Source organism: Mycobacterium sp. MAC_080597_8934 (genome assembly GCF_000523975.1).
GTDB lineage: Bacteria > Actinomycetota > Actinomycetes > Mycobacteriales > Mycobacteriaceae > Mycobacterium > Mycobacterium avium.
In genome coordinates, this window is the sequence record NZ_JAOS01000019.1 from 339,663 (window position 1) to 361,095 (window position 21,433).

Sequence of the window (21,433 nt, forward strand, 5' to 3'; positions counted from 1 at the left end):
TCGATCCCTGTGACCCGCGCTGTGACGATGCAGAACGGCCGGGATGAACAGGAGCGGCGTCAAGTGACCTCATCCGAACCGGCCCCATTCCGCGAGGCGGTAGCGGCGATGAACGCCGTCGTCATGCGGCCGGAGATCGAGCTGGGTCCGATCCGGCCGCCGCAACGCCTGGCGCCCCACAGCTACGCCCTGGGCGCCGAGGTCAAACATCCCGACCGCGAAATCATTCCGGAACGGTCCGACGGTGACGCCTTCGGCCGGTTGATCCTGCTGTACGACCCCGAAGGCGCCGATGCCTGGGACGGCACCATCCGCATGGTGGCCTACATCCAGGCCGACCTCGACCCCAGCGAGGCGGTGGATCCGCTGCTTCCTGAAGTAGCGTGGAGCTGGCTGGTCGAGGCACTGGAGTCACGCATGGAACACGTCGTCGCGCTGGGCGGCACCGTCACCGCCACCACGTCGGTGCGCTACGGCGACATCTCCGGACCGCCGCGTGCCCACCAGCTCGAGCTGCGGGCGTCCTGGACTGCGACGTCGCCCGCAGTGGGCGCGCACGTGCAGGCGTTCTGCGAGGTGCTCGAGCACGCCGCGGGGCTGCCGCCCGCCGGAGTCACCGACCTGAGCTCGCGGTCACGCGCCTAGCATGGGCGAACCGTCGGCCGAGGGGCCGGGTAGCGGCGTGCCCGCTCCCATCCCGCTGCCGCACCCGTCCGAAGGCGTCCCGCCGATCTCGGCCAGCGTGCCCGACATCGAGGACGCGGCGCGGCGGCTGGACCGCGGCCGCGGGCCGTTCGCGGTGGACGCCGAGCGGGCGTCGGGATTCCGCTACTCCAACCGGGCCTACCTGATCCAGATCCGCAGGGCCGGGGCCGGCACCGTGCTGATCGACCCGGTGAGCCACGGCGCCGACCCGGTGCGAGCGCTGCGACCGGTGGCCGAGGTGCTCGGCAGCGACGAGTGGATTCTGCACTCCGCGGATCAGGACCTGCCCTGTCTGGCGGAGGTGGGCATGCGGCCGCCGGCGCTGTATGACACCGAGCTGGCCGGTCGGCTGGCCGGGTTCGAGCGGGTGAACCTGGCGACCATGGTCGAGCGGCTGCTGGGCTTCGGGCTGGCCAAGGGCCACGGCGCGGCCGACTGGTCCAAGCGCCCGCTGCCCGCCGAATGGCTCAACTACGCCGCCCTGGATGTGGAGCTGCTCATCGAGCTGCGCGCCGCGATCGCCGACGTGCTGGCGGAGCAGGGCAAAACCGATTGGGCCGCACAGGAATTCGACTATCTGCGGCAGGCGGGTTCCAAGGAGCCGGGCCCCGCCGCGCGGCGCGACCGGTGGCGGCGGACGTCGGGAATCCATCGGGTGCGCGATCAGCGCGGCCTGGCCGCGGTGCGCGAACTGTGGTTGACGCGCGACCGCATCGCGCAGCGCCGCGACATCGCCCCGCGGCGCATCCTGCCCGACTCGGCGATCATCGAGGCCGCCCTGGCCAACCCGACGACCATCGAGGAGCTGGTGGCGCTGCCGGTGTTCGGCGGGCGCAATCAACGGCGCAGCGCCGCGACCTGGTTGGCGGCGCTGGATGCGGCCCGGCAGAGCGAGAATCCGCCGGTGGACTCCGAACCGCCGAACGGGCCGCCGCCGCCGGCGCGGTGGAGCCGGCGCAAACCGGAGGCGGCCGCGCGGCTGGAGGCCGCGCGCGCGGCGCTGGCCGAGGTGTCCGAACGCGTGCACGTCCCCACCGAGAACCTGGTCGCGCCGGACCTGGTGCGACGGCTGTGCTGGGACTGGGAGCCCACCCCCGACCCGTTCGCGGCGGTGGAGGCGTTCCTGTGCGCCGGGCACGCCCGGCCCTGGCAGCGCGAGTTGGTGGATCCGGTTCTGGCCCGGGCGCTGCAGCAGCCGCCGCCGGCGGTTGCGGACGACGACGGCTGACGCGCACCGGCCGCGCCGGGTGGGCACCCAGACCCGTGACTAGTCGAGGTGCTCGCGGATCTCGGCCTCGGCCACGCCGCTGCCCAGCGCGGCGACCCAGCCGGTGATGCGGCGGGCGATGTCCTGATCGGTCAGCGCCAGATCCGCCAGCAGCTCCCCGCGCGAGGCGTGCTCGTAGAACCGCTGCGGCAATCCGACGTCGCGGCACGGGACGTCGAGCTCGGCGCGGCGCAGCGCGGCCGAGACCGCCGACCCCACCCCGCCGTTGACGCCGTTGTCCTCACAGGTGACCACCAGCTTGTGCCAGGCCGCCAGCTCCAGGATGGAATCCGAGACCGGCAGCACCCAGCGCGGATCGACGACCGTGACGCCGATGCCCTGATCCGCCAGCCGCCTGGCCACCGCCAGGGCCATCGGCGCGAACGCGCCGACGCCGATCAGCAGCACGTCGTGGTTGCAGCCGCTGGCCGGCAGGGCCAGCACGTCGACGCCCGACAGGCCGGAGCCGCGCCGCTCGATCGCCGGAATGTCCTCGCCCACATCACCTTTGGGGAAGCGCAGCGCCGTGGGCCCGTCGTCGACGTCGAGCGCCTCGCCGAGCTCCTCGCGCAACCGGGCGGCGTCGCGGGGTGCGGCCACCCGCATGCCGGGCACGACGCCGAGGATGGACAGGTCCCACATGCCGTTGTGGCTGGCGCCGTCCGAACCGGTGATGCCGGCCCGGTCCAGCACCATGGTGACCGGCAGCCGGTGCAGCGCGACGTCCATCATGATCTGGTCGAAGGCGCGGTTGAGGAACGTCGAGTAGATGGCCACCACCGGGTGCATGCCGCCCATGGCCAGGCCGGCCGCCGAGGTCATCGCGTGCTGTTCGGCGATGCCGACGTCGAACAGGCGGTCGGGGAACTGCTGGCCGAACGGCGTCAGCCCGGTGGGCCCGGGCATGGCCGCGGTGATGGCCACGATGTCGCGGCGCTTGCGGGCGTAGCCGATCAGCGCGTCGGAGAAGGTCGCCGTCCAGCCGGGCCCGGCGACCTTGGTGGCCTGCCCGGTGATCGGGTCGATCACGCCGCAGGAATGCATCTGGTCGGCCTCGTCGTCCTCGGCGGGCGCGTAGCCCATCCCCTTGCGGGTCACCACGTGCACGATCACCGGGCGCCCGAAGCCGCGGGCATGGCGCAGCGCGGCCTCCACCGCGCGTTCGTCGTGGCCGTCGACGGGGCCGACGTACTTCAGCCCGAGGTCGGTGAACAGCAGCTGCGGCGACAGCGAGTCCTTGATGCCGGCCTTGACGCTGTGCATCACCCGGTAGGCGAGCTTGCCCACCAGCGGCAGCGCCCGCAGCGCGTCGCGGCCCCGCTGAAGCGCCTGCTCGTAGGCGGGTTGCAGCCGCAGCGTGGCCAGGTGGTCGGCCACCCCGCCGATCGTCGGCGCGTAGCTGCGGCCGTTGTCGTTGACCACGATGATCACCGGGCGGCCGGACGCGGCGATGTTGTTCAGCGCCTCCCAGCACATGCCGCCGGTGAGCGCGCCGTCGCCGACCACCGCGACCACGTGCCGGTTGCGGTGCCCGCTCAGCTCGAAGGCCTTGGCCAGGCCGTCGGCGTAGGACAGGGCGGCGCTGGCGTGGCTGGACTCCACCCAGTCGTGTTCGCTTTCGCTGCGCGACGGATACCCCGACAGGCCACCCTTTTTGCGCAGGCTTTCGAACTCGTGCGCCCGCCCCGTCAGCATCTTGTGCACGTAGGCCTGATGGCCGGTGTCGAAGATGATCGGGTCGTGCGGAGAGTCGAACACCCGGTGCAGCGCGAGCGTCAGCTCGACCACGCCGAGGTTGGGCCCCAGATGCCCCCCGGTGGCAGCGACCTTGTGGATCAGGAACTCGCGAATCTCGGCGGCCAGTTCGCGGAGCTGATGCGTCGAAAGGTGCTGCAGATCAGCGGGCCCGCGGATCTGTTCCAGCATCCCGTCAGTCTACGCAGCGCCCGGCGGAACACTACTGATCAATGTGGCCGGCGCTCGTCGTATTGTCCTGGGTATGCGCGCGGCGGAACTGGCCGAGGACTTCCCGGTCGTCTCGGTCGACTCCGACGCCCTGGACGCCACCCGGCTGCTGGCCGAGCACCGGCTGCCCGGGATCGTCGTCACCGACGCGTCCGGTAAACCGTTCGCGGTGCTGCCCGCCTCACAGGTCGTGCGCTTCATCGTGCCCCGCTACGTGCAGGACGATCCGTCGCTGGCCGGGGTGCTCAACGAGTCGGTGGCCGACCGCTGCGCGGAAAAGCTGCGCGGCAAGACGGTGCGCGACGTGTTGCCGGACCACCTGGTCGACGTGCCCCCGGCCGACGCGGACGACACCATCATCGAGGTGGCCGCGCTGATGGCGCGGCTGCGCAGCCCGCTCGTCGCGGTGGTCAAGGAGGGCCGGCTGATCGGGGTGATCACCGCATCGCGGGTGCTCGGGGCGGCGCTGCGGCCTTGAATCGGGTGGGACATAGATGAGCGTCATCGCGATTGCGGTGTTCGTGGTGGCCTACGCCCTGATCGCCAGCGATCGCGTCAACAAGACGTTCGTCGCGCTGGCCGGCGCCGCGGTGGTCATCACGTTGCCGCTGATCCGTTCGGACGACGTCTTCTACTCGCGCGAGACCGGAATCGATTGGGACGTAATCTTTTTGCTGCTCGGCATGATGATCATCGTCAGCGTGCTGCGCCAAACCGGTGTCTTCGAGTACGTCGCGATCTGGTCGGCCAAGCGGGCCCGGGGCTCCCCGCTGCGCGTCATGATCCTGCTGGTGCTGGTGACCGCGCTCGCGTCGGCCCTGCTGGACAACGTGACCACGGTGCTGCTGATCGCCCCGGTGACCCTGCTGGTGTGCGATCGCCTGGCGATCACCGCGGCCCCGTTCCTGATGGCCGAGGTGTGCGCGTCGAACGTCGGCGGCGCGGCGACGTTGGTCGGCGACCCGCCCAACATCATCATCGCCAGCAGGGGCGGGCTGAGCTTCAACGACTTCCTGGTTCATCTGGCGCCCATCGTGGTCATCGTCGTCGGCGCGCTGATTGCGTTGCTGCCCAGGCTTTTTCCCGGAGCCTTCACCGTCGATCCGGAGCGGGTGGCCGACGTGATGTCGCTGGAGGAAAAGGAGGCCATCCGCGATCCCCGGTTGCTGGTCACCTGCGGGGTGGTCTTGCTGGCGGTGTTCGCGGCGTTCATCGCCCACGGGCCGCTGCACCTGGAACCCTCGCTGGTGGCACTGTTGGGCGCCGGCATCCTGGTGGTGGCGTCGCGGTTGCAGCCCGCCGACTACCTGTCCGGCGTGGAGTGGGACACGCTGCTGTTTTTCGCCGGCCTGTTCGTCATGGTCGGCGCCCTGGTGAAGACCGGCGTCGTCAAACACCTTGCCCGCCTGGCGATCACCGCCACCGGCGGCAACACCCTGACCGCGACGATGGTCATCCTCGTCGCGTCGGTCGTCATCAGCGGGATCGTCGACAACGTCCCGTACGCCGCGACGATGGCGCCGGTGGTCGCCGACCTGGTGCCGGCCCTGGGCGACCACGCCAACCCCGCAGTGTTGTGGTGGTCGCTGGCGCTGGGCACGGACTTCGGCGGCAACCTCACCGCGATCGGCGCCAGCGCCAACATCGTGCTGCTCGGGATCGCCCGCCGGGCCGACAATCCGATCTCCTTCTGGGAGTTCACCCGCAAGGGCGTGGTGGTCACCGCGGTCTCGGTCGCGCTGTCCGCGCTGTATCTGTGGCTGCGCTATTTCGTGTGGGGCTGATTCGGCGTCGAACGTGGGGCCTGGGTACGAGCCTCGTTCGTTTTTCGTCCATATCCCCCACGCTCGGCGAGTGCGAAACTCACCGCGTCAGCAGCGCGACGCATTCGCTGTGATGGGTGAGCGGGAACGCGTCGAACACCCTGATCTTCTCGATGGTGTAGCCGTGCGCCAGGTAGGTTCCCATGTCGCGGGCGAAAGATGCTGCCTCACAACCGATGTGGACGATGCGGGCACACCGGCGGCGGCCAGCGAGTCGATGACCTCGCGCCCGGCGCCGGCCCGCGGCGGATCCAGCACCGCCACGTCTGCTTGCAAGGCGGGGTTCGTTGCGCCGCCAGGGCGCGGCGCACCGAGTCGGTGACCACCTGCACCTGCGGCAGGTCGGCCAGCGCCGCCCGGGCGGCCCGGGTGGACGCCCGCGAGGTGTCGACGCTGAGCACCCGCCCGGACGCGCCCACGGCCTCGCCAGCGCCGCGGCGAAAACGCCTGCGCCGCCGTAGAGATCCCACGCGGTCATGCCGGCGCCGGGCTGCGCCCAGTCGAGCACCAGGGCGCGGTAGGTCGCCGCCGCGTCGCGGTGCGCCTGCCAGAACGCGGTCACCGGCACCCGCCAGCTGCGCCCGCTCACCCGCTGCACCGCCTCGTAGCGTCCCTCGATGACCTTGGTCGCGGTGCGCCGGCCCTGCCGCAGGGTGCGCACCACGTGGCGGGCGCCGTCGTCGTCGACGGCCACGTGCAGCTGGGCGGCCGACGGCCACTGGGTCTCGGCGATGCCGTCCAGCATGCCGGGCGGCAGCTGCGCGCAGCGCAGGTCGGTCACCAATTCCTCGCTGTGGTACCGGTGAAAGCCCGGCCGGCGGTCGGCGCCCACGTCCAGCCGGACCCGGGTGCGCCACCCCGTCGGCCCGGTATTCCCCAGCGGTTCGGCCTCGCCGGCCCAGCGATGCCCGCCGAGGCGCTCCAGCTGATTGGCCACCACCGCGGCCTTGAGCGCCCGGGCCGCCTCGGGCCGCACGAAAGCCAGGTCGCAGCACCCGGCGCCGTCCACCCCAGCGATCGGGCACAGCGACTCGATGCGGCCGTCCGCCGCCTCGATGACGTCGAGAACCTCTGCGTGCCAATAGGATCCGCGGTCGGCGGTGACCCGAACCCGGACCCGCTCACCGGGCAGCGCGTACCGGACGAACACCACCCGGCCCTCGTGATGCGCCACGCAGCTGCCGCCGTTGGCCGGGCTGCCGGTGGTCAGCGTCAGCTCGCCCACCGGGGGCGGCCCCGGGCGGGTCAATCGAAGATTCCCCGCCGGGCGTCGCCCGGGGCCATGTGCGGCTCCAGGGTCTTGCGCCGCTCCGACGAACTCAGTTGCCAGGGAACGGAAGTCACCATCACCCCCGGCATGAATAGCAGCCGCCCCTTGAGCCGCAGCGCGCTCTGGTTGTGTAGCACCTGCTCCCACCAGTGGCCGACCACGTACTCCGGAATGAACACCGTGACCACGGTGCGCGGCGACTCTTCCCTGGCCCGCTTGACGTATTCCAGTACCGGGCGGGTGATTTCGCGGTAGGGCGAGGCGATGACCTTGAGCGGGACGCTGATGTCGGCCTCCTCCCACTTGTGCACCAGATCGCGGGTTTCGGCGTCGTCGACACTGACCGTCACCGCCTCGAGCACGTCGGGTCGGGTGGCCCGGGCGTAGGCCAGCGCCCGCAGCGTCGGCAGGTGCAGCTTCGACACCAGCACCACGGCGTGGTTGCGGCTGGGCAACACCACGTCGTCCTGGTCGGCGGCCTGCTCGGCCAATTCGCGGTTCACCGTGTTGTAGTGCCGGTTGATCATCTTCATGATCCCGAACAGCAAGCTCATCGCGAACAGGGCGATCCACGCCCCGGCGGCGAACTTGGTGATCAGGACCACCAGCAAAACCGCGCCGGTGGAAAGCAATCCGACGGTGTTGACCGCCCGGGAGCGCATCATCTTGCGCCGCGCGGCCGGGTCGGTCTCGGTGCGCAGCAACCTGGTCCAGTGCCGCACCATGCCGATCTGGCTCAGCGTGAACGAAATGAACACGCCGACGATGTAGAGCTGGATCAGCGCGGTGACCTCGCCGCGGAAGGCGATGATCGCCAGCAGCGCCGCCCCGGACAAAAACAGGATGCCGTTGGAGAACGCCAACCGGTCGCCGCGGGTGTGCAGTTGCCGCGGCAGGTAGCTGTGCTGCGCCAGGATCGAGCCGAGCACCGGGAACCCGTTGAACGCGGTGTTGGCGGCCAGCACCAGGATGAGCGCGGTCACGGTGGCGATCAGCAGGAACCCGATGTGGAAGCCGCCGAACACCGCCTGCGCCAGCTGGGTGACCAGGGTCTTCTGGTAGTAGCCCGGCGGCGTCCCGCTCAGCTGCGTCGCCGGATCCTCGACGAGTTTCACCCCGATCTTCTCGGCCAGCACAATGATGCCCATCAGCAGCGTGACGGCGATGCCGCCCAGCATCAGCAGGGTCGTGGCGGCGTTGCGCGACTTGGGTTTCTGGAACGCCGGCACCCCGTTGCTGATCGCCTCGACACCGGTCAGCGCCGCGCACCCGGAGGAGAACGACCGCGCCACCAGGAAGGCCAGCGCGAAGCCGACGACCTGGCCGTGCTGCGCATGCATTTCGAATCCGGCGGATTCCGCCCGCAGCGGGTTGCCTAGCACGAAGATCCGGAACAGCCCCCAGCCGATCATCGTGAGCACCCCGATGATGAACGCATATGTCGGGATCGCGAAGGCTACCCCGGACTCGCGCACCCCGCGCAGGTTCAACGCCATCACCAACAGGATGGCCGCCACACAGAAGAACACCTTGTGTTCGGCCACGATCGGGACCGCCGAGCCGATGTTGGCCATCGCCGAGGCCGTCGAAACCGCAACGGTCAGAACGTAATCCACCATCAGCGCGCTGGCCACCACCAGGCCGGCGGTCTCGCCGAGATTGGTGGTGACCACCTCGTAGTCCCCGCCGCCGGACGGGTAGGCGTGCACGTTCTGCCGGTAGCTGGCCACCACCACCAACATCACCGCGGCCACCGCCAGGCCGATCCAGGGCGTCAGCGCGTACGCGCTCACCCCGGCCACCGACAGCATCAAAAACACCTCTTCGGGCGCATACGCCACCGACGACAACGCATCGGAGGCGAACACCGGCAAGGCGATCCGCTTGGGCAGCAGGGTGTGACTCAGCCGGTCGCTACGAAACGGCCGACCGATAAGCAACCGACGAGTGGCGGTTGAAAGTTTGGACACGAGAGCCAAGAGTAAGCCCCGGCGAGTATGCCGGTAGCGTTCGTAGGCGAGAATGTTCGCCGACCGAAACGGCTTGCCGACGTGCGTTGCCGGTGACGGCGCCAGACGCGGCCGAGAGGATCTGGATGTGCGTGTAGTGGTGATGGGCTGCGGCCGGGTCGGGTCCTCGGTCGCCGACGGGCTGTCGCGCATCGGTCACGACGTCGCGGTCATCGACCGCGACAGCACCGCCTTCAACCGGCTCAGCCCCGAATACGCCGGCGAGCGGGTGCTGGGCCAGGGATTCGACCGGGATGTGCTGCTAAGGGCCGGCATCGAGGAGGCCGACGCGTTCGCCGCGGTGTCCTCGGGCGACAACTCCAACATCATCTCGGCGCGGCTGGCCCGCGAGACGTTCGGCGTCAAGCGGGTGGTGGCCCGCATCTACGACGCCAAGCGCGCCGAGGTCTACGAGCGCCTCGGCATTCCCACCATCGCGACCGTGCCCTGGACCACCGACCGTCTGCTCAACGCGCTGCTGCGGGAGACCCAGACGGCCAAGTGGCGCGACCCGACCGGCACTGTCGCGGTGTCGGAGGTCGTGTTGCACGAGGACTGGATCGGGCACCGGGTCACCGATCTCGAGCAGGCCACCGGCGCGCGGGTCGCGTTCTTGATCCGGTTCGGGTCGGGCGTGCTGCCCGAGCCCAAGTCGGTCATCCAGGCCGGCGACCAGGTGTACGTGGCGGCGATATCGGGCCGCGCGGCCGAGGCGGCGGCCATCGCCGCGCTACCGCCGAGCGAAGACCTGTGAACCACGAGGAGCGGCGCGCATGAAGACCGCCGACGACGAAGGAGCCGGCTTGCCCCATGGGCAAGCCGGGTACGAGGAGCGGCGCAAATGAAGGTAGCTGTCGCCGGCGCCGGCGCGGTCGGCCGCTCGGTCACCCGGGAACTTCTGGCCAATGGGCACGACGTGACCCTGATCGAACGCAACCCCGATCACGTCGACGTCGACGCCATCCCGGCCGCGCACTGGCGGCTGGGCGACGCCTGCGAGCTGAGCCTGCTGGAGTCGGTGCAGCTGCAGGAGTTCGACGTGGTGGTGGCCGCCACCGGCGACGACAAGGCCAACGTGGTGCTGAGCCTGCTGGCCAAAACCGAGTTCGCGGTGCCGCGGGTGGTGGCCCGGGTCAACGATCCCCGCAACGAATGGCTGTTCACCGACGCCTGGGGGGTGGACGTGGCGGTGTCGACGCCGCGCATGCTGGCCTCGCTCATCGAGGAGGCCGTCGCCGTCGGTGATCTGGTGCGGCTGATGGAATTCCGCAAGGGGCAGGCGAACCTGGTCGAGATCACGCTGCCCGACGACACCCCGTGGGGCGGCAAGCCAGTGCGCCGGCTGCAGCTGCCCCGCGACGCCGCGCTGGTGACCATCCTGCGCGGGCCGCGCGTGATCGTGCCCGAGGAGGACGAGCCGCTGGAAGGCGGCGACGAGCTGCTGTTCGTCGCCGTGGCCGAGGCCGAAGAGGAACTGCAGAAACTGCTGCTCGGCTAGCGGCCGCCGGATTACTCGCCGGCGGCGCCGGAGGCCAGCTCGACCGCGGCGATGGCCCGCTGCGCCGACTTGATCGCGGCGTAGGTGGCCAGCGCGGCCAGCACGGTCAGCGGCCAGCCCATCCCGATCCGCGCCGCCGCCAGCCAGCCGGTGCGGTCGGCGTCGTACAGCAGCCCCTGCACCACGAAGCGGGCGGCGAACACCAGCACCCAGCACAGCGAGGCGACGTCGAACGCGTACACGGCCCGCGGCACGCTGCGCCAGCCGTCGCCGCGCCCGCCGGCCCAGCTCCACGCGTAGCCGACCAACGGGCGGCGGATCAGCACCGACGCGGCGACCACCACCGCCCACAGCAACGACATCCAGATGCCCAGCAGGAAGTAGCCCTTGGACTCCCCCACCACGTAGGCGATCAGCGCGCACAGCGCCACACCGAAGAACCCCGAGATCGCGGGCTGCGGCGAGTCCCGGCGCACCAGGCGCCACAGCAGCACCAGCGCGGCCACCCCCAGCGCGGCCGCGATCGCCGCGACCAGGCCGGACACGCTCGACGCGATGACGAACACGACCACCGGCAGCGACGAGTAGATGACACCACTGACTCCGCCTGCCTGTGCCAGCAGACGTTCGGGATTGATGCGGTTAGCGGTCATTTGTTCCGATGAGCCCGGCTCCCCGGGGGACGGGATTGCCCCCATGTCGTCGGGGACGGTCACCGTTGAATTTCGTAGTGCGGGTTGTAGATCGCCTTGGTTCCGTTCTCCAGCTTGCCCAGCCGGCCGCGCACCCGCAAGGTGCGGCCCGAGTCGATGCCCGGGATGCGGCGCTGGCCCAGCCACACCAGGGTGACGGTGTCGCTGCCGTCGAACAACTCGGCGCGCACACCGCCGGCGCAGGCCCGGCCGTTACATTCCACGCTGCGCAGCGTGCCGACCATGGTGACCTCCTGGCCACGCTCGCAGTCGATCGCACGTTGCGCGCCGGTGCTGGCGACCTCGTCGGACAGTTCCTCGGAGTCGCGTTGCTCCGGATCCTCCGTCAACCGTCGGGTGAGCCGGCGCAGATACCCTTGGGCCCCCATGGCCACTCCTGACAATGCTGATAAGCCTCGACGCTTCCATTTATGCCAACGGACACCGTAGACCTCTTGGTTCCCCCGCGCCAACCGACTCAAACACCCCGGTTGGAGCCCCGGTGAACGCCGGGGCACTATCAAGGGGTGGTGGTCGATCTGCGCGGTGTCAGGGCCGTGTTGTTGCCCGGCACCGGCTCCGACGACGACTACATTCACCGGGCATTCTCGGGTCCGCTCGCCGGGGTGGGCGCGGTGCTGGTGGCCCCGCCGCCAAGTCCCGACCGGTTGGTGGCGGGCTATCTGGAGGCGCTGGACGACGCGGCGCGCCGAGGGCCGATCGCGGTCGGCGGCGTGTCGATCGGCGCGGCCGTGGCGGCCGCGTGGGCGCTGGCCCATCCCGATCGGGCGGTCGCGGTGCTGGCCGCGCTGCCGGCCTGGGCCGGGGCCCCCGAGGAGGCGCCGGCCGCGCTGGCGGCGCGCTATTCGGCCGCCCGGTTGCGCGCCGACGGGCTGGCGGCGACGACGATCCAGATGCGCGCGTCCAGCCCGGCGTGGCTGGCCGACGAGCTGACCCGCTCGTGGGGCGCGCAGTGGCCGCACCTGCCCGACGCCATGGAAGAGGCGGCCGGCTACGTGGCGCCGAGCCGCGACGAGCTGGCCGGGTTGACCGCGCCGCTGGCGGTGGCGGCCGCGCTCGACGACCCGATTCACCCGCTGCAGGCCGGCCGGGACTGGGTGGCCGCCGCGCCGCGGGCGGCGCTGCGCACGGTGACGCTGGATCAGATCGGCGCCGACCCCGCCGCCCTGGGCGCGGCCTGCCTGGCCGCGCTGGCCGAGCTGTAGTCCCGAGCGGCCGGGTCAGCCGCCGGTGGTGGTGCGCAGCTGTTGCATGGCCGACCCGTCGGCGCTGCGCCGCGCGGCCGGCTCGTTGCCCGGCGACTGCTGGGACTGGGCTTGCTGCGCGGCGGCCTGTTGCGCGGCCGCGGCCTCCCGCAGCTGCTGGGCCATCGGCTCGGGCAGCTGCACCGGCAGCGGCGTGCGCACCGGAAGGGGGGTGTCGCCGCGGCGAACGACGGTGTCCGCCAACGCCGCTCGCGCTTCCTGCTCGAGTGCCTCCATCGTCTCGTGGGTGCCGTTGACGACGCAGCGGATCATCCACCGGTAGCCGTCGACGCCGATGAAGCGCACCACGCCGGCGGCGGTGCCGACCACCTCCCGCCCCCAGGGCCCGTCCTGGATGCTGACCTTGGCCGAGTCGTTGCGCAGCGACTCGGCCAGCTCGGCGGCCACCTCGCGCCACAGCCCGCCGGTCTTGGGCGCCGCGTAGGCCGCGATGGTGAAACGGCCGTTGGCCGTGACGACCCAAACCGCGCTCGGCACACCGGTTTCGGTCAACTCCACCTGCAGTTGGCCGGCCTCCGGCATCGGGATCAGCACCGAGCCCAGGTCCAGCCGGGCCAGCTCCGCCACGGCGGGGTCGTCGAAATCGTCGATGTCGAACGGACCCTCGAGCTCGTCGGCGGCCTGCTCGTCCGCGTCGTCGTGCGCCACCACCGGGTCGGGTTCGGGGATCTCCGCGCCGACCGGGGTGTCCTCGTCGTCGCCCCTGCGGGCGCGCCTACCGAATACAGCCATCAGCGCCGCTCTTCCCCGGGTGGGGTGCCCACCTCATCGCGCCTCATCGCGCCTCCTCGTGAAATCCTCGCCGGCGCGCATCACAGACTCGCGTGTCCGCCGGAGGAACCGTGGCCGCCGTCGCCCCGGGACGTACCGGCCAGCCCGGCCTCGTCGAACGACGACACCTCGACCAGCTCCACCAACTCGACGCGCTGCACCAGCAGCTGGGCGATGCGGTCGCCGCGGTGCACCACGATCGGCTCGGCCGGGTCCAGGTTGATCAGCGCCACCTTGATCTCGCCGCGGTAGCCCGCGTCGATGGTACCCGGGCTGTTGACGATCGAAAGTCCAACGCGCGCAGCAAGTCCCGACCGCGGATGCACCAGGCCCACCATGCCGAACGGGATGGCGACCGCCACCCCGGTGCGCACCAGGGCGCGCCGGCCGGGTTCCAGCCGGACGTCTTCGGCGCTGTAGAGGTCGACGCCCGCGTCGCCTTCGTGGGCGCGGCTGGGCAGCGGAAGCCCGGGGTCGAGACGGACGATGGCCAGACTGGTCGACACGGGGCCACAGACTACCCTTGACCGCGTGTCCGATACCCGCGTCGCGCCGCACCACGTGCGATATCGCGAACGATTGTGGGTGCCCTGGTGGTGGTGGCCGCCGGCGTTCGCGCTGGCCGGCATCATCGCGTTCGAGTTCAACATGGGCGTCACCCGCCAGTCCTCGTGGTGGCCGTACGCGGCGCTGTTCGCGGTGGCCGCCGCGGCGCTGCTGTGGCTGGGCCGCATCGAGGTCCGGGTCACCGCCAACCCCGCCGCGCCCGGCGACGTGGAACTGTGGGCCGGCCCGGCGCACCTGCCGGTCACCGCGATCGCCCGCTCCGCGCCGGTGGCGCCGTCGGCGAAATCCGCCGCCCTGGGCCGTCAGCTCGACCCGGCCGCCTACGTACTGCACCGGGCGTGGGTGGGACCGATGATCCTAGTGGTACTCGACGACCCGGACGACCCGACGCCGTACTGGTTGGTGAGCTGCCGTCACCCGGAGCGGGTGCTGTCGGCATTACGCGGCTGACCGATCAGGCCGCGCAGTCGGTACAGATCATCACGCCGTTCTTCTCGCTGGCCAGCCGACTGCGGTGTTGCACCAAAAAGCAGCTCGAGCAGGTGAATTCGTCAGCCTGCTTCGGGATGACGCGCACCGAGAGCTCTTCCCCCGAGAGGTCGGCGCCGGGCAGTTCGAAAGATTCAGCGGATTCAGATTCGTCGACGTCGACGACGGACGAAGCCGCCTCGTTCCGTCGCGCTTTGAGCTCCTCCAGCGAGTCCTCCGAGACGTCATCGGTCTCGGTACGCCGTGGAGCGTCATAGTCGGTAGGCATTCTTTCCCCTCACATGCCCTCGTTATCCAAGCATCGCTTTGTACCAGCGTCGAACGCATCCACCAAACGATTCGTGCCCGGATCGCGGCCCCTTAAGGTGTGATTTACCTCACACCCCTATTTTTACCCTTGCGCTCGCTTCTGAACAGGGGTTTGGCGTGCGACTAGAGTGCAGCTGTGGTCACACAAATCACCGAGGGTACCGCTTTTGACAAGCACGGCCGGCCATTCCGCCGGCGCAACCCCCGGCCGGCGATCGTGGTGGTGAGCCTGCTCGCGGTGGCCACCGCCGTTATCTGGACGGTGGCGCTGACGCGGCCCGCCAAGGTGCACGAGGCCGCGGTGTGCAATCCCCCACCCAAGTCGACCGGGCCGGCGGGGTCGACGGGTTCGGCGCCGGCCCAGCTCGGTGAGCAGGTGTCGCGCAGCGCCATGATGGACGTGACGCCCGCCAAGCTCGCCGACACGAAGGTCCGCGTGCTCAACGCCAGCGGCCGCGGCGGGCAGGCCGGCGACGTCGCCGGGGCGATGAAAGACCTCGGCTTCGCCCAGCCCACCGCCGCCAACGACCCGCTGTACGCGGGCACCCGGCTCACCTGCCAGGGCCAGATCCGGTTCGGCACCGCCGGGCAGGCCACCGCCGCGGCGGTGTGGCTGGTGGCGCCGTGCACCGAACTGTTCAACGACAACCGCGCCGACGACTCCGTCGACCTCGCGCTGGGCACCGACTTCACCGCGCTGGCCCACAACGACGACATCGACGCGGTGCTGGCCACCCTGCGGCCCGGGGCCACCGAACCCTCGGATCCCACGCTGCTGGCCAAGATTCACGCCAGCAGCTGCTGAGCCGTTCAGTCCAGGATCGGGTCCAGGCCGTCGAAGCGTTCCAGGACGGCCAGCAGCTCGTCGGCGATCCCGGGCGCGGCGGCCAGCACCAACCCGGCCCCGTCGCCGTCGGGTGCCGGCAGCACCACCCGGGCGCCGGCCTCCGCGGCGATCAGCGCGCCCGCGGCGCGGTCCCACACTTTCAAACCGTGCTCGTAATAGGCGTCCAGCCGGCCCGCGGCGACCATGCACAGATCCAGCGCCGCCGAGCCGATCCGCCGCACGTCGCGGACCACCGGCAGCATCCGCGCCAACAGCGCCGCCTGCGCCGCGCGCCGTTGCCGCGCATAGCCAAAACCGGTGCCCAGCAACGCCATCGACACATCGTCGACCGCCGCGCACTGCAGCGGTTGCCTGCCTGCGCCGTCGCTGACATGGGCGCCGAGACCGGCGGCCGCCGAGTACACCCGGTCGCCGACCACGTCGGCGACCGCCCCGGCCACCGACTCGCCGTCGACCTGAGCGCCGACCGAGACCGCATAGGCGGGGATGCCGTACACGAAATTCACCGTGCCGTCGATGGGGTCGAGCACCCAGGTGACCGTCCCGTCCCCAGGGGCCGACGGCTCGGCGGGCCCGCCGCCCTCCTCGCCGAGAATCGGTTCGCCGGGCCGTAATTGGGCCAACCGGTCCCGCAGCAGCCGTTCCGTCTCGGTGTCCACCACGGTCACCGGGTCGGTCGGCGTGCTCTTGGATCGCACCGCGCCGCCGTCGGGGGCGGACGCCCCGCCGGGCTCGGTGCCGAACACCTCGGCGCGCCGGCGCCGGACAAACGCGGCCGCCTCGGCGGCCAGGGTCTCGGCCACCGAACGCAGCCGCACGAGCTCGTCATCGGAGGGCATCACCGGTCCATCGCATCACAGTCGCCGCCGCCGCGCAGACGCCGTGGACCGCGCGGTCGCGGCGTTAAGGTGGGCGGACAGCCCAGTGACGCCGAGGAGATTCGATGACCAGCACCGACTCGACCGCGCACACCCCCGACGCCCCGGCCGCCGGCCCGCCGCCGCGGCGCGGCTTCGGCGTCGACGTCGGCGGCAGCGGCATCAAGGGCGGCATCGTCGACATGGACACCGGGCTGCTGATCGGCGAGCGGGTCAAGCTGCTGACCCCGCAACCGGCGACACCGTCGGCGGTCGCCAAGACCATCGCCGCGGTGGTCGACGCCTTCGAATGGACCGGGCCGCTGGGCGTCACCTATCCCGGGGTGGTCACCCACGGCGTCGTGCAGACCGCGGCCAACGTGGACAAGGCGTGGATCGGCACCAACGCGCGCGACATCATCAGCGCCGAACTGAACGGCCAGGAGGTCACCGTCCTCAACGACGCCGACGCGGCCGGGCTGGCCGAGGAGCACTACGGGGCGGGCCGAAACCAGTCGGGGCTGGTGGTGTTGCTGACGTTCGGCACCGGGATCGGCTCGGCGGTCATTCACAACGGCACCCTGATACCCAACACCGAGCTCGGGCACCTGGAGGTGGGCGGCAAGGAGGCTGAGCAGCGCGCGGCGTCCTCGGTGAAGGAACGCCACGGTTGGTCCTATGAGAAGTGGGCCAAACAGGTGACCCGGGTGCTGGTGAGCATCGAGAACGCGCTGTGGCCGGACCTGTTCATCGCCGGCGGCGGGATCAGCCGCAAGGCCGACAAATGGCTGCCGCTGCTAGAAAACCGCACCCCGGTGGTCGCCGCGGCCCTGCTCAACACCGCCGGGATCGTCGGCGCGGCCATGGCCGCGACCTCGGACGTCACCCACTGATTTTTGGCCGGCACAGCCGTAGTACCGCGCACTGTCGTTACAATGGTGCTCGGCGAACGCCCAACCGCCAGCGTGCGACTGGTCACGCTGATACCAACGCCGACATCGACATAGCAGACACTTTCGGTTAACCATGCCCACTACCCACCGAAAGTGAGCCCAAACGAAGGGGTGTAAGTGGCAGCGACCAAAGCAAGCCCGGCGACGGATGGGCCGGTGAAACGCACCGCCACGAAGTCTCCGTCGTCCCCCGCCAAGCGGCCGGCGGCCAAGGCCGCCAACGGCTCCGCGCCCGCCAAGCGGGCCACCAAGACCGCATCGCGGTCCGCCAAGTCCGAGGCCGGCGCGGCCGCCGAACCCGCCAAGAAGACCCGCTCGTCGGCCAAGGGTGCCGACGCCAAGGCGGCGTCGACGCGCGGGACGAAGGCGGCCAAGGGCGGCCCGGCCGATCCCGACGCCCTCGACACCGACGGCGCCGTCGAGGATCTCGACACCGAACCCGACCTCGAGGGCGAGCCCGGCGAGGACCTCGACATCGACACCGACCTGAACCTCGACGACCTCGAGGAGGACGTGGCGGCCGACGACGCCGACATCGAGCCCGGTGACGCCGAGGAGGGCGAGGACGAGGAAGCCGCCGCCCCCAAGGCTGCCGGCGCCACCGTCGCCGACGAGGACGACGAGATCGCCGAGCCGTCCGAAAAGGACAAGGCCTCCGGCGATTTCGTCTGGGACGAGGACGAATCCGAGGCGTTGCGGCAGGCCCGCAAGGACGCCGAGCTGACCGCGTCGGCCGACTCGGTGCGCGCCTACCTCAAGCAGATCGGTAAGGTCGCGCTGCTCAACGCCGAGGAAGAGGTCGAGCTGGCCAAGCGGATCGAGGCCGGCCTGTACGCCACCCAGCTGATGTCGGAGATGGCCGAGCGCGGCGAGAAGCTGCCCGCCGCCCAGCGCCGCGACATGATGTGGATCTGCCGCGACGGCGACCGCGCGAAAAACCATCTGCTGGAAGCGAATCTGCGGTTGGTGGTGTCGCTGGCCAAGCGCTACACGGGCCGCGGGATGGCGTTCCTCGATTTGATCCAGGAGGGCAACCTGGGCCTGATCCGTGCGGTCGAGAAGTTCGACTACACCAAGGGCTACAAGTTCTCCACCTACGCGACGTGGTGGATCCGTCAGGCCATCACCCGGGCCATGGCCGACCAGGCCCGCACCATCCGCATCCCGGTGCACATGGTCGAGGTGATCAACAAGCTGGGCCGCATCCAGCGCGAGCTGCTGCAGGACCTGGGCCGCGAGCCCACGCCCGAGGAGCTGGCCAAGGAAATGGACATCACTCCCGAAAAGGTGCTCGAGATCCAGCAGTACGCGCGCGAGCCGATCTCGCTGGACCAGACGATCGGCGACGAGGGCGATTCCCAGCTGGGCGATTTCATCGAGGACAGCGAGGCCGTGGTGGCCGTCGACGCGGTGTCGTTCACGCTGTTGCAGGACCAGCTGCAGTCGGTGCTGGAGACGCTGTCGGAGCGCGAGGCCGGCGTGGTGCGGCTGCGGTTCGGCCTGACCGACGGCCAGCCCCGCACCCTGGACGAGATCGGCCAGGTGTACGGGGTGACCCGCGAGCGCATCCGCCAGATCGAGTCCAAGACGATGTCAAAGTTGCGCCACCCCAGCCGTTCCCAGGTGCTGCGCGACTACCTGGACTGAGCGGTCCGGGCGGAACGCACCGGAAGCGTTGCCGCCCAAGGCAATTCAGCCAGGTGTGAAAAATTCGTGGCCCCGGCGGTGTCGCCGTCGTACCGTGAGGCGCATGTCAACCAGCCGCACCGTGGTCCAATCCGACTCGGCCTTCGAATCCGACGTCGGCTACGCGCGGGCGGTGCGCGTCGGCCCGCACGTCTGGGTCGCCGGGACAACCGGCGCCGGGCCCGCCGGCGACATCGCCGCCCAGGCCCGAGATGCCTTGCGCCGCATCGAGATTGCGCTGCAACAGGCCGGCGCGGCGCTCGCCGATGTGGTGCGCACCCGCATCTACGTCACCGACATCTCGCGCTGGCGCGAGGTGGGGGCGGTGCACGCGGAGGTGTTCGGCGCGATACGGCCCGCGGCCACCATGGTCGAGGTCGCGGCGCTGATCGCGCCCGAGTTGCTGGTGGAGATCGAAGCCGACGCCTACGTGGCGACGGGCGGGAAGCCGCCGTCGGGTCCCGGCCGGTAGTCGGTGACCGCGATCACAGCGCTCACCGGCAGCGGCCCGTACAGATGCGGGAACAACATCGATGCGGGATCGGTTGGCACTCCCGGTTCCCAAAGCAGCGGCGCCGCAAGCCGGTCGGGGTCGACGTGCAGGAGCACCAGGTCGTCGCGGCCGCGGTAGAGCCGGTTGGCGGGCAGGTGCACCTGCTGCGGCGTGGACAGGTGGATGAAGTCGGCGTCCTGCGGATCGATGCGGCCCCGGCGTCGGGCGCGGGCCCACTGTTTCGCCCCGCACAGGTGCACCAGGACGCCGGGAGTGACGGTCACGACCGCCACCCTAGAGACCCCGCCGAACCAAACCTGACCAGGTCGTGAGAAACGACACACCCGATAACGATCGGGGAACAAGGCGAAAACGCCATACGTCTGAGAAAGTGAATGTACGAGAACGGAGAAGCCATGAATGCAACTCTGACGAGTCCTGAACTGACCAGAGCCGACCGCTGCGATCGCTGCGGTGCCGCGGCTCGGGTGCGCGCCAAGCTGCCTTCCGGACTGGAGCTTCTCTTCTGCCAGCACCACGCCAACGAGCACGAGGCCAAGCTGACCGAGCTGGACGCGGTGCTGGAGGTCAGCGAAAGCTAGCCCTGCCGAACTCGCCCGCCGCCAATGTGGGAAGTGGGCGCGATTTCCGGTAATGCTGGACTGGTATGAGCGATCAGGTCGCAAAACCGTCGCGCCACCACATCTGGCGAATCACCCTGAGGACTCTTTCCAAGAGTTGGGACGACTCGATCTTCTCGGAGTCGGCTCAGGCGGGTTTTTGGTCGGCGTTGTCCCTGCCGCCGCTGCTGCTCGGGCTGCTGGGGACGCTCGCCTACGTGGCGCCGCTGTTCGGTCCGGACATGCTGCCCAGCATCCTGCGGCAGCTGATTTCGACGGCGCACAGCGTGTTCTCCCCCAGCGTGGTCAACGAGATCATCGAGCCGACCGTCCGTGACATCGCCAACAACGCCCGCGGCGAGGTGGTGTCGTTGGGATTCCTGATCTCGCTGTGGGCGGGGTCGTCGGCCATCTCGGCGTTCGTCGACTCGGTGGTCGAGGCGCACGACCAGACGCCGCTGCGCCACCCGGTGCGCCAGCGGTTCTTCGCGCTGTTCCTCTACGTGGTGATGCTGGTGGGCGTGGTGGCGACCGCGCCGCTGGTGGTGGTGGGCCCGCGCAAGGTGGGCGAACACATCCCGCTCGGCCTGTCCAACGTGCTGCGCTACGGCTATTACCCCGCCCTGATCGTCGGCCTGACGATCGCGGTGATGATCCTGTACCGGGTCGCCCTGCCCGAGCCGCTGCCGTCGCACCGGCTGATCCTGGGCGCCATGCTGGCCACGACGGTGTTCGTCACCGCCACCCTGGGCCTGCGCTTCTACCTGCGCTGGATCACCAGCACCGGCTACACCTACGGCGCGCTGTCCACCCCGATCGCGTTCTTGCTGTTCGCGTTCTTCGGCGGCTTCGCGATCATGCTGGGCGCCGAGCTCAACGCCGCCGTCCAGGAGGAGTTCCCGGCGCCGAAGACCCATGCGCACCGGCTGCGCACCTGGTTGTTCTCCCGGTCGCCCGCCCTGGAGCGGACGGTGCAGACGCTGGCCAGCCCGATCGCGAACCCGGCCACCCAGCGGCGCGAGGTGGCGCCGGCCGAACCGCGGGGCTGATCAGCCCTTCTTGAGCCGGTCGTAGATCTGCTTGCACTCCGGGCAGACGGGTGAGCCCGGCTTGGCCGCCCGGGTGACCGGAAAGACCTCGCCGCACAGCGCCACGACGTGGTTGCCCAGCACCGCGCTCTCGGCGATCTTGTCCTTCTTGACGTAGTGGAAGTACTTGGGCGTATCGCTGCCCGTCCCGTCGTCGACGCGTTCGTCGGTCTCGGTGCGTTCGATCGTCTGGGTCTGCATACCCCATATTGTGCACCGACGGCGGCACCGGCGGACG

24 protein-coding genes and 1 pseudogene are annotated in these 21,433 nt (G+C 70.4%); 14 read left to right on the top strand and 11 right to left on the bottom strand.

What is annotated here, in order from left to right:
- Nucleotides 1–27 precede the first annotated feature (27 nt).
- Together NF20_RS10565 and NF20_RS10570 are read left to right on the top strand one after the other, a co-directional pair.
- Nucleotides 28–645 (top strand): DUF3000 domain-containing protein, encoded by a 618-nt coding sequence (locus NF20_RS10565; RefSeq protein WP_016706020.1) that lies wholly within the window; start codon nt 28–30, stop codon nt 643–645.
- A gap of 1 nt (nt 646) precedes the next feature.
- Nucleotides 647–1,933, top strand: a complete 1,287-nt coding sequence (locus NF20_RS10570) for a ribonuclease D (RefSeq protein WP_033712711.1) — start codon at nt 647–649, stop codon at nt 1,931–1,933.
- 39 nt (nt 1,934–1,972) lie between these two features.
- On the opposite strand, the gene dxs is transcribed toward NF20_RS10570, so the two are convergent.
- Nucleotides 1,973–3,898, bottom strand: a complete 1,926-nt coding sequence (dxs, locus tag NF20_RS10575; protein WP_033717276.1) for a 1-deoxy-D-xylulose-5-phosphate synthase — start codon at nt 3,896–3,898, stop codon at nt 1,973–1,975.
- A gap of 73 nt (nt 3,899–3,971) precedes the next feature.
- On the opposite strand from dxs, the gene NF20_RS10580 reads away from it, so the two are divergent.
- Both NF20_RS10580 and NF20_RS10585 read left to right on the top strand, forming a co-directional pair.
- Nucleotides 3,972–4,415, top strand: a complete 444-nt coding sequence (locus NF20_RS10580; RefSeq protein ID WP_009977925.1) for a CBS domain-containing protein — start codon at nt 3,972–3,974, stop codon at nt 4,413–4,415.
- Between the two features lie 16 nt (nt 4,416–4,431).
- Nucleotides 4,432–5,721 (top strand): SLC13 family permease, encoded by a 1,290-nt coding sequence (locus NF20_RS10585; RefSeq protein WP_033712709.1) that lies wholly within the window; start codon nt 4,432–4,434, stop codon nt 5,719–5,721.
- Between the two features lie 79 nt (nt 5,722–5,800).
- Here the strand turns inward: NF20_RS10585 and NF20_RS10590 are convergent.
- Nucleotides 5,801–6,985, bottom strand: a pseudogene (locus NF20_RS10590) (class I SAM-dependent RNA methyltransferase).
- Nucleotides 6,986–7,005: 20 nt separating this feature from the next.
- Nucleotides 7,006–9,000, bottom strand: coding sequence for an APC family permease (locus NF20_RS10595; protein ID WP_011725553.1), 1,995 nt, complete (start codon nt 8,998–9,000; stop codon nt 7,006–7,008).
- A 127-nt stretch (nt 9,001–9,127) separates the two neighbouring features.
- On the opposite strand from NF20_RS10595, the gene NF20_RS10600 reads away from it, so the two are divergent.
- Both NF20_RS10600 and NF20_RS10605 read left to right on the top strand, forming a co-directional pair.
- Nucleotides 9,128–9,793 (top strand): potassium channel family protein, encoded by a 666-nt coding sequence (locus tag NF20_RS10600; RefSeq protein WP_003878611.1) that lies wholly within the window; start codon nt 9,128–9,130, stop codon nt 9,791–9,793.
- Between the two features lie 87 nt (nt 9,794–9,880).
- A complete protein-coding gene (locus tag NF20_RS10605; protein WP_003875253.1) occupies nt 9,881–10,537 on the top strand; it encodes a potassium channel family protein in 657 nt (218 codons plus the stop codon).
- Nucleotides 10,538–10,548: 11 nt separating this feature from the next.
- On the opposite strand, the gene NF20_RS10610 is transcribed toward NF20_RS10605, so the two are convergent.
- Nucleotides 10,549–11,190 carry a DUF3159 domain-containing protein gene (locus NF20_RS10610; protein WP_003878612.1) on the bottom strand — a complete coding sequence of 214 codons (642 nt, stop codon included), beginning with the start codon at nt 11,188–11,190 and terminating at the stop codon, nt 10,549–10,551.
- A 59-nt stretch (nt 11,191–11,249) separates the two neighbouring features.
- Entirely contained in the window at nt 11,250–11,618 is a 369-nt protein-coding gene (locus NF20_RS10615; protein ID WP_003875251.1) for an OB-fold nucleic acid binding domain-containing protein, read from the bottom strand.
- 138 nt (nt 11,619–11,756) lie between these two features.
- On the opposite strand from NF20_RS10615, the gene NF20_RS10620 reads away from it, so the two are divergent.
- A complete protein-coding gene (locus NF20_RS10620) occupies nt 11,757–12,455 on the top strand; it encodes a hypothetical protein (RefSeq protein WP_033712706.1) in 699 nt (232 codons plus the stop codon).
- Between the two features lie 15 nt (nt 12,456–12,470).
- Here NF20_RS10620 and NF20_RS10625 read toward each other — a convergent pair whose 3' ends face one another.
- Nucleotides 12,471–13,247 (bottom strand): DUF3710 domain-containing protein, encoded by a 777-nt coding sequence (locus NF20_RS10625; RefSeq protein ID WP_011725557.1) that lies wholly within the window; start codon nt 13,245–13,247, stop codon nt 12,471–12,473.
- A gap of 80 nt (nt 13,248–13,327) precedes the next feature.
- Nucleotides 13,328–13,792: a dUTP diphosphatase gene (dut, locus tag NF20_RS10630; protein WP_003875248.1), complete on the bottom strand. Its 465-nt coding sequence runs from the start codon at nt 13,790–13,792 to the stop codon at nt 13,328–13,330.
- A gap of 25 nt (nt 13,793–13,817) precedes the next feature.
- Here dut and NF20_RS10635 point away from each other — a divergent pair, with 25 nt between their 5' ends.
- Nucleotides 13,818–14,303, top strand: a complete 486-nt coding sequence (locus NF20_RS10635) for a DUF3093 domain-containing protein (RefSeq protein WP_033712705.1) — start codon at nt 13,818–13,820, stop codon at nt 14,301–14,303.
- A 4-nt stretch (nt 14,304–14,307) separates the two neighbouring features.
- On the opposite strand, the gene NF20_RS10640 is transcribed toward NF20_RS10635, so the two are convergent.
- Nucleotides 14,308–14,610, bottom strand: coding sequence for a DUF4193 domain-containing protein (locus NF20_RS10640; protein WP_003875246.1), 303 nt, complete (start codon nt 14,608–14,610; stop codon nt 14,308–14,310).
- A gap of 177 nt (nt 14,611–14,787) precedes the next feature.
- Between NF20_RS10640 and cei the strand changes: the two genes are divergently transcribed.
- Entirely contained in the window at nt 14,788–15,456 is a 669-nt protein-coding gene (gene cei, locus NF20_RS10645; RefSeq protein WP_023868452.1) for an envelope integrity protein Cei, read from the top strand.
- Nucleotides 15,457–15,461: 5 nt separating this feature from the next.
- Here cei and NF20_RS10650 read toward each other — a convergent pair whose 3' ends face one another.
- The gene (locus tag NF20_RS10650) at nt 15,462–16,337 is read right to left on the bottom strand and encodes an inositol monophosphatase family protein (protein WP_009977947.1); all 876 of its coding nucleotides are present in this window, start codon (nt 16,335–16,337) and stop codon (nt 15,462–15,464) included.
- Nucleotides 16,338–16,441: 104 nt separating this feature from the next.
- On the opposite strand from NF20_RS10650, the gene ppgK reads away from it, so the two are divergent.
- The 3 genes from ppgK to NF20_RS10665 all read left to right on the top strand — a co-directional run bounded on the left by ppgK (nt 16,442) and on the right by NF20_RS10665 (nt 19,466).
- Nucleotides 16,442–17,248: a polyphosphate--glucose phosphotransferase gene (gene ppgK / locus NF20_RS10655; protein ID WP_019732867.1), complete on the top strand. Its 807-nt coding sequence runs from the start codon at nt 16,442–16,444 to the stop codon at nt 17,246–17,248.
- A gap of 177 nt (nt 17,249–17,425) precedes the next feature.
- Nucleotides 17,426–18,955, top strand: coding sequence for an RNA polymerase sigma factor (locus NF20_RS10660; RefSeq protein WP_081215431.1), 1,530 nt, complete (start codon nt 17,426–17,428; stop codon nt 18,953–18,955).
- 103 nt (nt 18,956–19,058) lie between these two features.
- Nucleotides 19,059–19,466 carry a Rid family hydrolase gene (locus tag NF20_RS10665; protein ID WP_033712701.1) on the top strand — a complete coding sequence of 136 codons (408 nt, stop codon included), beginning with the start codon at nt 19,059–19,061 and terminating at the stop codon, nt 19,464–19,466.
- Here NF20_RS10665 and NF20_RS10670 read toward each other — a convergent pair.
- Nucleotides 19,421–19,780, bottom strand: a complete 360-nt coding sequence (locus NF20_RS10670; RefSeq protein WP_019732871.1) for a DUF952 domain-containing protein — start codon at nt 19,778–19,780, stop codon at nt 19,421–19,423. The genes NF20_RS10665 and NF20_RS10670 overlap by 46 nt on opposite strands.
- A 123-nt stretch (nt 19,781–19,903) precedes the next feature.
- Between NF20_RS10670 and NF20_RS10675 the strand changes: the two genes are divergently transcribed.
- Entirely contained in the window at nt 19,904–20,089 is a 186-nt protein-coding gene (locus NF20_RS10675) for a hypothetical protein (protein ID WP_003878617.1), read from the top strand.
- 65 nt (nt 20,090–20,154) lie between these two features.
- Nucleotides 20,155–21,156 (top strand): YihY/virulence factor BrkB family protein, encoded by a 1,002-nt coding sequence (locus NF20_RS10680; RefSeq protein ID WP_003875238.1) that lies wholly within the window; start codon nt 20,155–20,157, stop codon nt 21,154–21,156.
- Here the strand turns inward: NF20_RS10680 and NF20_RS10685 are convergent, their stop codons facing one another.
- A complete protein-coding gene (locus NF20_RS10685) occupies nt 21,157–21,396 on the bottom strand; it encodes a DUF3039 domain-containing protein (protein WP_003875237.1) in 240 nt (79 codons plus the stop codon).
- Nucleotides 21,397–21,433: the final 37 nt, after the last annotated feature.